Raw genomic sequence first — 9,921 nt, forward strand, 5'->3', positions numbered from 1 at the left:
CAAAACGATATAACCAGAATTTACCTGGCATGGGCGGTGTGTTTAATCACATCAATGGCAATTTGTATCACTACGCAGCCAATAATCCGGTACGCTATATAGACCCTGACGGAAGAAATAGTAAAGACACTAAAAAACTTAATGAGAATATACAGAAAATTCTTGGCGGCATAGAAAAATGGATGCCTGGCACTCATGTACCTAGCCATTATATTAAAGGCATCTTATCAAAAGAAACCTATGATTTTTTGGGAGGAATAAATTCTGAAAAAGGAAGACCTGATTTTTGGTTTGCTTGTGCAGGTGGAGCAATCTGTTTTAGGAATACATGGGTTTCTCCTGAATTAAATCCAAATCCATACTCTGTAGCAAGAGATTTAGCTAAATCTGGTAAAATTAATTTCTATAAGGATGAAAAAGGAAATCGTATAACAGATCCCAAGGTCCTTGGTCCGATGTTAAAACCTGGTGATGTTATAAGTTTTAAGAATAATATTGATCCAGACGATCAATGGCACACGGCAACAGTTTTATCTAATGATCCTGAAAAGGAGGAATTAATTTATATGGAATACCATGGGGTTGGAGAATCGGAAAGAGTTGAAGTTTGGAAAATTACAAAATATGAATTTACGAGATATTCTAATGAGACATTGTATGGAGGTGGAGGATGGCAGTAAGAAAATTGTATATTATCGTAATATTATTATTATTTCAGATATCAGCTTTTGCAAAAGAAATAATAAACAACTATGAAAATCAATATAACCAGTTAGTAAAAAAAATGAATGAATATAAACCCTTACTGGGAAAACTAGAAGAATATAATCAAATTTGTGAGTATTTTACAAGAATTGAATATCTTCATAATAATTGTAGTTGTTCTAGTGAAGAAAAAGAAGTTTATTATATTGATACTGAATCTAAAGAAAAACTTAGGATCAATATTTACAATAAAAATGAGTCACTAAAAGGAGTTTATGGCTTTCATGTAACGTCTCTCTTTTTTTACTACCTGGATGAAACTGCATTGCTTGGTGTCTATATTTTGGATAGTAAGGATGCTGATTTATTAATTACGATTAAAAATAAGAAGGAAAGAAAAATTATAAAATATCTAATATTAAATAAAAAAAATGATATTAAAAGAGAAGTGATTTCATACTGATATTTTGAATTACACCCCTACATCTAGCGTTTTCACCCAGTCTGAAAACGCTATGTCTTACTCCTACAAATGACAATTTGTAGGGGGAAATACATATACGCAAAGTATTCTCCGATAAATAGATAAATCTTTATCAGGAGATACTTATGAATATTGAAATTATCAACAAAATTAAATCTCGTATGGCAGGAGAACTTCTTTCTGAACAGCTTAACAAACTGGAAGAAGTTTTAAATGATGTATTTGACTGTAAGAAATTTGATGATTATTCATCAAAAAACAACAAAAATCTTATAAATCAATATATAAGCGCTAAAAAAATTGAAGGATGTTCTAAAAGAACAGAAGAATATTATCTTTCGACCCTTAATTTTTTTGAGAAAACCATAAAATGCGATATCCGCACTATTGATACGAATAATATACGCGAATATCTTTTCAACTATCAGAAAATCAACAACTGCTCCAACGTAACGCTGGATACTGTAAGAAGAATTCTTTCAAGTTTTTATAAATGGCTCGAAGAAGAAGATTTTATCTTAAAAAGTCCGATGAAAAGAATTCACAGGATAAAGACTCCTGTTGTAATTAAACAAGCGCTCTCCGAAGAACAGATAGAAGTAATAAGAAAGAAAGCGGCAACCAGTAACCGCAATCTTGCCATCATTGACTTCCTGCTTTCTTCCGGTATAAGGGTTAGCGAGCTTGTCAGGCTTAATCGGTCTTCGGTCAGTCTAAATTCACGAAGCTGCATTGTGTTTGGAAAAGGAGCAAAACAGCGAGAAATATATTTTGATGTCAGAACAAAAATAGAGCTTGAAAATTACTTAAAGACTAGAAAGGATAAAAACAGGGCTCTGTTTGTTACAGAAAGGAAAAAAACAAAGCATGGGGCTTTCTCCAGGCTCTCCGTCAATTCTGTAGAAAAAATGATTCGGGAAATAGGAGAAAAGACAGAAATTGAGAATGTACATCCCCACAGATTCCGACGGACAATGGCAACTCGTGCCATAGACAAGGGAATGCCCATTGAACAGGTACAAGTTTTGCTCGGTCACACGAAGATAGACACCACGCTTCGCTATGCCAATGTCCAGCAGTCGAATGTAAGATACTCGCACCAGAAGTTCATTTGTTGAGAAAATAACCTTATCTAAAATAAGACAGTACCATATCGCCGTTTGGTACTGTCATATCGACCGTTTGATACTGTCATATTGGGAATTCTGTATAGTTAAATTCCTCATAAAAAGGGCAAAAAAATCGGTCGCAAGGTATATTTCCCTGCGACCGAAAAGGCGTTTTGTCCCTTTTTTATGCCGTCGTCGTCGCAACTTTCTCAAAACTCAGGTCGGAAAACTCGTTCTTGAACTCGCTGCTCCCCCGAAGCACCGTACGGACATGGTTGATGTCATTTCCCGAAACATCATCTTCCTTTTCCTTGCCTTTCGATTTGAAAGTAAGGCGAAGAATCCCGAAGTTCCCGAGTCGGATTGTGTGACCTTCCTTGAGCCACATCGGGAGCATGTCAATAAACGACTCCAATACCGCCATAATATCAGTTGGCGTGAGAGTGCTGTACTTGCTGATTTGGTTTGAAATCGTGCGGATGCTGATTTCTGACCCCCACACGGGCTGAGCATAATAAAGCGGGATCGCTTCTTTGTTGATTGGATTTGCTCTTTTTACGACTGAATAATACATAGTAATTTTCTCCATTCGGCAGGAAAAAGAGGCGCGCACTTTCTCTTTCCCCTAGCCGTATCTACTTAACGCCCGAAGCGGTTTCGGCTGACAGACCTTCGCAACGGTGCGTTAAGTAGAATATAACGGAAAAAATCCCCGCGTTTTGTAGAAGTTTGTCTACAAACGCGGGCGAGTCTCAAACCGCGAATTTCCTGTACAGGTCGTTCCGCGAGAGCACGCCGCATTTCTTGTAAATGCGCGAGAAATAAGTCCCGACCGTGGATGGCGACAAGCCCATCTCGCGGGCGATGCTCTCCTGCTTCATTCCTTTCAGCATGCAGACCGTGACATACTTTTCGTTGGGCGAAAGCCTATCGAAATCCTCGTGGTAGTCGCTCTCGACGACCTCTTCGCTCGGCGCGGTGATTCTGAGGCTTCCCATTTTAGCTATTTTCTCCCTGCAAAAACCGATGTCGCTCTCGTTTTTCAAGCCCGCGATGACAACCGGAACATCATAACGGCACAATGTCTCGTAGCCCGCCCTCGTGAGAGCATTGAAAGCGATGCAAGCAATTTGAATGTCCGCTCGCTTCTTTGCGAAAGATAAGAAGTATTCCAATTCAAAAAAATCAAGAGAGCCGTTTACGATGAGCAAATCAGGCCCTTCAATTTCAGCATCCAACTTTGAATCGCTTGAAATTTGTCGGATTTTTCCAACATTCCAGATTTTTCTTATGAACGGCGACAAAAGAACCGACTGATGAGCCGTGAAACCATACACGGCGACCGAAACAACTTTTTCCATAGCGTATGCCTCCTTTTATAGTTGTTAATTTCATTTTCGGTATTGTTTTGTGGATAAACTTCTACATTTTGAGATTATTTTTTCGGCTATCTTTTTTATGCGCGCACAAAACAAACGAAAAGGAGGTCTCGGTATGGAAAACGAGATGCTTACGAAAATCTACGGCGAGTTCTGCTCGCTTCGTGGCGAGATGTCTGAGTTCAAGAGACGAACGCTTGAACGGCTAGAAGAATTAGAGGGGAACTTCAAGCAAAGTTCCGTTGAGCGGGCGGCAAGATTATGCCGACTTGTGTCACTCGCGACGGGGCTTGTCGCTCTCGTGTCTGCAGCCTACACGGTTCTTTCAAAATTCCTTGAAAATGGGGGCGTGGTATGAAAAAGAATATGAAGCAGCTTGGCGAATTCACGGAAGAGCTTTTTGGCTGCGGACTTAGTGAAGCGGAAGTTTACAAATGCATTCTTATGGAATTCTACGGAACGCCATATCTTTGGGGCGGTCAGTCACCAGAAGGAAGCGACTGTTCGGGCAGCGTTTGCACGGCGTTGAGCCTTGCAACGGGACGGGCTGTAAGAGTGACGGGGGACACGCTTTACAAGGGATTTTTCACCGAAGATGTGGCGGACTTTTCGGACAAAAATCTTATTTACGCCGCATTTTTCCTTGACGGGAACGGTAAGGCAGTCCATGTTGCGGGTTGGTGCGAGGGGAAATACATGAATGTGTCTCGGTGCGAGCCGAACGAGGCGGGGAACTTTCGGAGTGGTGCGGAACTTCTTCGCCTCTACCCTCACCTAAAGATGGCAAAAAGGGGGATGAGAGTATGACGACGATTGATTTTTCATACCGTGAACTTGTCACAAACATTGTAAAGAGAATTTTGCTCCTTGCGGGAAAACTGGCGGGCTACAAAGGATTCGCCGTGCTTGTCGCGACTATTCTTCTCTGCGCGGGCTATGTGGGCGAAGCGGCATGGGCGTCGGTGGTAATCTCCGCCCTGTGCGGTGCGGTTTTGCCGAAAGCTGTCGGAAATTTCGGAAACACAATTTCAGAATTCGTAACAGAAAACAAAGGGAGAAATCAAAATGAGAAAATTACAAATTACAATCAGCGTGCTTCTCGCGCTGTCGCTAAGCCTTCCGATTCGGGCAAACGCGCCATCGAAAACGGAAAGCGTAAAATCAGAGAAGCCGTCGAGCGGGCAAAGTCAGAATCAGAAAATGGCTGATTTCATTGATTATGACGCGCTCGTCGCCGAACTCGACAAGATTCTTGAAGAAACAGTAAGCGAGACACTTGAAGAGCAATACGCCAATTTGAACGCGCAATTTGCAAAGGAAAGCGAAAGGCTGTTTGAAAGCCGCTCATTTTGGCGAAAAGCCGCCGTCACGGAAGGGCTTGTGATTCTGGGCGCGGTGTTTGCGGGGGTAATGGTGTACAAGCTGAAGGAGTAAATCTCCATCTATACCAGTTCTTCTGTAAATGATACAGTGCTACAAAATGCCCGAAAAAGCAAAAAAAAGGTGGTCGGAGTCGGGGTTCTGACAAAAAGTCGCCCATCGCAGCATAGCTGCTCGGAGACTCGCTCAAAAGTCGTCTCACGACTTTTGCCGGCTTCGCCGTCGCTCCCTATGAACTTGTTCACCGAAAATCTTATGTCAGCACTTCGGAACGAGCCAATGCGATATAAGCCCGAAAATGCTAAAAAAAGACGGGCGTAGTCGGAGTTCTGGCGAAATCTCGCTTGAACTTGTTCACCGCGAGATTTTCGACAGGTTTCCGACGAGAGCCCGTCTTTTTTAGGTTATCCGATTAATTTAGCACTGGATCATTCCGAATACCATTGCGAACAAAGCCACAGTTTCGCAAAGACCGACGACCATGATGTAGTTAGAGAAGCCTTTTCCAGTCTCACCGAGAGCGTCTGAGCCTGCGGCACCGGCTTTTCCCTGAGCGATAGCAGAGAAACACATTGCCAAGCCTGCCGCGATTCCCAAGCCAAGGAAGAAAAGCGGATTCCCATCGATTTTTGAAGAAGCAGCCATCTGCTGCATAAGAAGGAAGCCGTAGATTGTCTGTGTAAGAGGAGCGCCAGCGAAGACTGTCAAGATAAATGGAGCCGGTTTATTAGCCATAAAACAGCGTTTCCAAGCACCGATAGCTCCCTGTCCGGCGATTCCGATACCGATTGCTGAGCCAATAGCCGCAATACCCATTACAAGACCTGCACCAATCATTCCAAAATTCATATTTTTCTCCTATGAAAGAATTTTCTTTTTGCGGTGGTTAAGCCTCAATCAAGAAGCAGAACCACCTTTTTATCTATATAAATCGCTCTATTCTTTGAGCGGTTCATACTTAAAGCCTGCCCAGCTCATTCCCAAGTGATTTGAGAATTCGAGGGTGTTCAAACGAACGCCGTGGACTATGACCGAAAGCAAGTTCAAAATCATGTTCAAGCCATGACCAAAAACAAGCAGTACGATAAGGACGATGAACAAAGCCGCGTGACCTACCAAAGGACCTGCGAATGTGTTTACCGTGCCAGAAATTGCGGCTCCAGCCAGACCTACAGCCCACAAACGGATGTATGAGACGATGTCCGAGAACACATTGACCACTCCCAGCAAAACCGAGATGATGTTCTTGACGCTCTCAAGGATTGATTTGCCCACGCTTCCCTCGTAGTTTGCGAAAACGAAGCTGAATGCAAATCCACCGCCAACCATCGCAATTGAGATTGTTCCCCATGGAAGACCGTAAACATCTCCGCCCATGAGCGGGAAGACATTTCCGTCAACTACCATAGAAAGTACGACCCAGTACATACCGATAAGCTGCACGAATGAACCGAATTCACCGAGGAATTTCAGTCTGTGCTGTTTGTCAGTAATGTATCTTGCCATTCCCTTAAGATGAGCCACGCAGAGCTGAATCAGAGCCAGCGTGAAACAGAAAATCTGAAGGTTCTGAGCCGTATTGAGCGTACCTGCCGAGGCATCACTGGTCCAGAAAGGAATCCACTGAACATCAGCGTAGGCATTTGAAATCGGCGGAAGTGAGAGAGCAACAATCCAGTCTGGCAGCTGCTCAGGCGTAAGGCCGAACCAAGTGCAGGTGACCGCTCCCCAGACCATCGTAGCCACGCCCAGAAGAAGGACAAGGCCAAGCATTGGAGGAACCTTTTTGCCGCCGAACAAACTCTTCAAGATGAAGATTAATGCCACGGCAGTGACCAATGCACCATATCCACCGTCTCCGAAAATCATTCCGAAGAAGATTGTAAAGAAGGCCAGGAACCAGCCTGAAATATCGTATTCGTGATAGCCAGGAACGGTTCCCAAGAAGTCCGTAAGAGGATAAATCAAACTTACGAGCTTGTTGTTCTTTAATTTTGTCGGAACGGCATCATCGTCGCTTGGGTCGCTTGAGGCAAAAGCCCATTTTTGCTCTTTTGCGAAAGACTCGAATTTTGCCATTGAATCAACAGGAACGAAGCCCGTAATCCAAGACAAGTTTTCTTCGATTCCCATGCCAGAATACAAGTTCTCAAGCTCAATGTCCTTTGCGATAACGCTGACAGAATCTTTGAGCACGTTCTTGTACTGGACGCTTGCCTTAATCTCATTCTCGATTTCAACAATGCGTGCCTTTGAATCAGAAATTTCTTTCTTCAAGGCTTCTGTTGAAATGCGGGGAAGAGGCACCTGATATGCTTCGGCAGGAATTCCTTCCGGCCGCTCATTGACGGCAAAAGGCTTTTCGCTTACCAAAACGAATCTTGTCTGTGACTTGTCCTTTGAGACAACCACGGTTTTTGCTTCTTCTCCAATCAGAGCGTATTTGTCTGACGGAATTTCATAAAGCGCGAGATGAATATTCTCTTCTGAAAGCTCTGCAAAATCAGCAGGATTTACTCCACCCCACTTTGCGAATCGCTCAAGCTCAACCGAATCATTGGTGATGCGGTCAAAGCAGGATTTCTTTTCGTCCGTGAGGGCAAGAATATTCTTTGCGATGTCGAAAGCCGCTTCTTTTCCCAAGAGAGTCTGCTTAGGCGTTTCTTTTTTGCCCAGCTTGATTTCCGTGAGAATGGCCAGAGCCTTCTCAATCTTGGAATTCTGGTCTTTGTAAGAAGCAAGCTCATCACTTGAACCCTGGACTTCCTCGACATGAAGAACGCCAAGCTTTCGCAATGCCTTTAATGCTTCCTTGCGCTCATTTTCAAGAACGACAAGGGAGATTTTTTTCATTGGGACTATCATGCGCGAGCCCCCTTTGCTTCTTCGGCCATCTTAGCGGCAGCGGCGGCGGCGTTTCTCTGGTCAATCTTCTTTTTAGAGACCTTAGAGATTACAACCGCACTAACCTGCTGGTCGCCAAGGTAAACCGAAATCTTTTTGATGTTTGCCTTTGCCTCAGGAATCTTAACCTTCTCAAAGAGGTTTACGCGCTGGCTTGTAGTGCGCAGTTCCTGAGAAAGCAGCCTTACCTGCTCATCAAGAACGCTGGCTTCCAAATCTAAAGAAAGTGCCTTTTCCATGCGGTCGGCAGCCAAGTCAATCCAGAGAGGAGTTTCGTACAAATCGTAGTCACCCCGCCCGAATTCGGCTCCCTCATACACAGGAATCGTGACGCCGGCTATGTTGCCGACACCTTTCTTTATATTGCGGACAGTAACCATGCCGGGCTTGAAGGCCTCTTCTTCGCCGAACACAGAAATCCACACCTTAAACTCCTGTTCAAGGGCGACACGCTGCGCACGGACTTCGTTTGCCTTCTGCTCGATAGTTCTGATTTCAGATTGAAGCTGCTGTTTTTTGAGCGTAAGCGTAGGAAGATAACGCTGGTACATTTTCAGCGCGTCTTTCTGAGCTTTCTGTTCATTTTTAGTCAGCTTAATTTTTGCCATGCAATCTACTCCGCAAAACTATTTATTCGGCCAGAATTCGCTAATCAATTCAGACTTAATACCCGTCTCGTCTTTGTCAAAACAATCAGCGAGGATTTTCCAACCAAGATCAAGAGCGCCTTCGAGAGAAATGTTGACAGACAAGTCCATCATTTCTTTCTCGAACATTTCACCGTATTTAAGGAGCTTTTCGTCCCACTTACTCATCATAAAGCCCATGGATTTCTTTTCCAGGGTGTCTTTATAAGAAGAATAAAGACGAATCATAGCGTCCATAAGGGCACGGTGGTCTTTTCGGGTCTTGCCGTTTACATTCTGCTTCAATCGAGAAAGTGAACCGAATGGCTCGATACGGCCGCCCTTAAGATAATACTGACCTTCGGTGATGTAACCAGTGTTATCCGGAACCGGGTGAGTAACATCGTCGCCAGGCATTGTGGTGACAGCAAGAACCGTTACGGAACCGCTACCCTTAAAGTCAACAGCCTTTTCGTAACGAGCAGCAAGCTGAGAATACAAGTCACCAGGATAACCTCGGTTAGAAGGAACCTGCTCCTGTGTGATAGCGATTTCCTTCATAGCGTCTGCATAAGAAGTCATGTCGGTAAGAAGAACGAGAACATCCTTGTTTTGCAAAGCGAACTGCTCCGCTACAGCCAGTGACATATCAGGAATCTTGATACATTCTACGGTTGGGTCAGCAGCTGTATGAATGAACATGACAGTCTTGCTCAATGAACCGCCATCCTCCAAAGTCTTCTTGAAGTAAAGGAAGTCGTCGTATTTAAGACCCATACCGCCGAGAACGATTACATCAGCCTCAGCCTGCATAGCGATTCGGGCAAGGAGCTGGTTGTAAGGCTCACCGGAGATAGAGAAGATTGGAAGTTTCTGAGAAACGACCAAAGTGTTGAACATATCAATCATCGGAATGTTGGTACGCATCATTCGCTCAGCGAGGATTCGCTTTGAAGGGTTTACAGAAGGACCGCCGATTGGCTTCATGTTCTCAGTGAGAGCCGGCCCGTTGTCACGAGGCTCACCTGAACCGTTGAAGATTCGTCCCATCAAATCGTCGCCAAAAGAAACGCGCATCTCGTGTCCGAGGAAGCGGATCTGGTCGCCTGTTGAAACACCACGGCCACCGGCGAAAACCTGCAGAGAAACTGTGTCACCGTCGATTTTGTTGACCTCGGCAAGAGATTTACCGAATCGTGTGGTGATTTCTGCAAGTTCGTTGTATTTAACGCCCTCGGCTTTTACTGTAATTACGGAACCTGTAATAGATTCGATTTTATTGTATACCTTATTCATATCTATTCACCGTCCCCCTATGCTTTGAGAAGATTCTC

The 9,921-nt window shown here is 44.1% G+C and carries 12 protein-coding genes and 1 pseudogene; 7 read left to right on the forward strand and 6 right to left on the reverse strand.

Annotation, left to right across the window (positions count from 1 at the left end; all coding sequences use genetic code 11):
- The 3 genes and pseudogenes from B2089_RS09225 to B2089_RS09235 form a co-directional block, all read left to right on the forward strand.
- Positions 1-680 (forward strand): annotated as a pseudogene (locus B2089_RS09225) (hypothetical protein); the annotation flags it as partial.
- Positions 671-1,168, forward strand: a complete 498-nt coding sequence (locus tag B2089_RS09230) for a hypothetical protein (protein ID WP_296686901.1) — start codon at positions 671-673, stop codon at positions 1,166-1,168. The pseudogene B2089_RS09225 and the gene B2089_RS09230, both read left to right, overlap by 10 nt.
- 146 nt (positions 1,169-1,314) lie before the next feature.
- Positions 1,315-2,307: a tyrosine-type recombinase/integrase gene (locus B2089_RS09235; RefSeq protein WP_296322539.1), complete on the forward strand. Its 993-nt coding sequence runs from the start codon at positions 1,315-1,317 to the stop codon at positions 2,305-2,307.
- A 175-nt stretch (positions 2,308-2,482) separates the two neighbouring features.
- Here the strand turns inward: B2089_RS09235 and B2089_RS09240 are convergent, their stop codons facing one another.
- Both B2089_RS09240 and B2089_RS09245 read right to left on the reverse strand, forming a co-directional pair.
- A complete protein-coding gene (locus B2089_RS09240; RefSeq protein WP_296322541.1) occupies positions 2,483-2,872 on the reverse strand; it encodes a DNA-binding protein in 390 nt (129 codons plus the stop codon).
- 178 nt (positions 2,873-3,050) lie between these two features.
- Positions 3,051-3,659, reverse strand: coding sequence for a helix-turn-helix transcriptional regulator (locus tag B2089_RS09245; RefSeq protein WP_296322543.1), 609 nt, complete (start codon positions 3,657-3,659; stop codon positions 3,051-3,053).
- Between the two features lie 133 nt (positions 3,660-3,792).
- Between B2089_RS09245 and B2089_RS09250 the strand changes: the two genes are divergently transcribed.
- The 4 genes from B2089_RS09250 to B2089_RS09265 are packed head-to-tail and all read left to right on the forward strand — an operon-like array spanning position 3,793 to position 5,111.
- The gene (locus B2089_RS09250; protein ID WP_296322546.1) at positions 3,793-4,035 is read left to right on the forward strand and encodes a hypothetical protein; all 243 of its coding nucleotides are present in this window, start codon (positions 3,793-3,795) and stop codon (positions 4,033-4,035) included.
- Positions 4,032-4,484 (forward strand): NlpC/P60 family protein, encoded by a 453-nt coding sequence (locus B2089_RS09255; protein WP_296322549.1) that lies wholly within the window; start codon positions 4,032-4,034, stop codon positions 4,482-4,484. The genes B2089_RS09250 and B2089_RS09255 overlap by 4 nt, the downstream gene beginning before the upstream one ends.
- Entirely contained in the window at positions 4,481-4,885 is a 405-nt protein-coding gene (locus B2089_RS09260) for a hypothetical protein (protein ID WP_296322552.1), read from the forward strand. The genes B2089_RS09255 and B2089_RS09260 overlap by 4 nt, the downstream gene beginning before the upstream one ends.
- Positions 4,878-5,111 (forward strand): hypothetical protein, encoded by a 234-nt coding sequence (locus B2089_RS09265; protein ID WP_296322554.1) that lies wholly within the window; start codon positions 4,878-4,880, stop codon positions 5,109-5,111. The genes B2089_RS09260 and B2089_RS09265 overlap by 8 nt, the downstream gene beginning before the upstream one ends.
- 363 nt (positions 5,112-5,474) lie before the next feature.
- Here B2089_RS09265 and B2089_RS09270 read toward each other — a convergent pair whose 3' ends face one another.
- The 4 genes from B2089_RS09270 to B2089_RS09285 all read right to left on the reverse strand — a co-directional run bounded on the left by B2089_RS09270 (position 5,475) and on the right by B2089_RS09285 (position 9,883).
- Positions 5,475-5,906 (reverse strand): V-type ATP synthase subunit K, encoded by a 432-nt coding sequence (locus B2089_RS09270; RefSeq protein WP_296322558.1) that lies wholly within the window; start codon positions 5,904-5,906, stop codon positions 5,475-5,477.
- An 87-nt stretch (positions 5,907-5,993) separates the two neighbouring features.
- Entirely contained in the window at positions 5,994-7,922 is a 1,929-nt protein-coding gene (locus tag B2089_RS09275) for a V-type ATP synthase subunit I (RefSeq protein WP_296322561.1), read from the reverse strand.
- Entirely contained in the window at positions 7,919-8,569 is a 651-nt protein-coding gene (locus B2089_RS09280) for a V-type ATP synthase subunit D (protein ID WP_296322566.1), read from the reverse strand. The genes B2089_RS09275 and B2089_RS09280 overlap by 4 nt, the downstream gene beginning before the upstream one ends.
- Before the next feature lie 18 nt (positions 8,570-8,587).
- On the reverse strand, positions 8,588-9,883 hold the full coding sequence (locus B2089_RS09285; protein WP_296322569.1) for a V-type ATP synthase subunit B: 1,296 nt from the start codon (positions 9,881-9,883) through the stop codon (positions 8,588-8,590).
- Positions 9,884-9,921 lie beyond the last annotated feature (38 nt).

Origin of the sequence: Treponema sp. UBA3813 (assembly GCA_002368605.1) — a bacterium.
GTDB lineage: Bacteria > Spirochaetota > Spirochaetia > Treponematales > Treponemataceae > Treponema_D.

Coding starts and splice junctions, on each gene's coding strand:
- B2089_RS09230 (WP_296686901.1), top strand. CDS start 671: ATGGCAGTAAGAAAATTGTATATTATCGTAATATTATTATTATTTCAG.
- B2089_RS09235 (WP_296322539.1), top strand. CDS start 1,315: ATGAATATTGAAATTATCAACAAAATTAAATCTCGTATGGCAGGAGAA.
- B2089_RS09240 (WP_296322541.1), bottom strand. CDS start 2,872: ATGTATTATTCAGTCGTAAAAAGAGCAAATCCAATCAACAAAGAAGCG.
- B2089_RS09245 (WP_296322543.1), bottom strand. CDS start 3,659: ATGGAAAAAGTTGTTTCGGTCGCCGTGTATGGTTTCACGGCTCATCAG.
- B2089_RS09250 (WP_296322546.1), top strand. CDS start 3,793: ATGGAAAACGAGATGCTTACGAAAATCTACGGCGAGTTCTGCTCGCTT.
- B2089_RS09255 (WP_296322549.1), top strand. CDS start 4,032: ATGAAAAAGAATATGAAGCAGCTTGGCGAATTCACGGAAGAGCTTTTT.
- B2089_RS09260 (WP_296322552.1), top strand. CDS start 4,481: ATGACGACGATTGATTTTTCATACCGTGAACTTGTCACAAACATTGTA.
- B2089_RS09265 (WP_296322554.1), top strand. CDS start 4,878: ATGGCTGATTTCATTGATTATGACGCGCTCGTCGCCGAACTCGACAAG.
- B2089_RS09270 (WP_296322558.1), bottom strand. CDS start 5,906: ATGAATTTTGGAATGATTGGTGCAGGTCTTGTAATGGGTATTGCGGCT.
- B2089_RS09275 (WP_296322561.1), bottom strand. CDS start 7,922: ATGATAGTCCCAATGAAAAAAATCTCCCTTGTCGTTCTTGAAAATGAG.
- B2089_RS09280 (WP_296322566.1), bottom strand. CDS start 8,569: ATGGCAAAAATTAAGCTGACTAAAAATGAACAGAAAGCTCAGAAAGAC.
- B2089_RS09285 (WP_296322569.1), bottom strand. CDS start 9,883: ATGAATAAGGTATACAATAAAATCGAATCTATTACAGGTTCCGTAATT.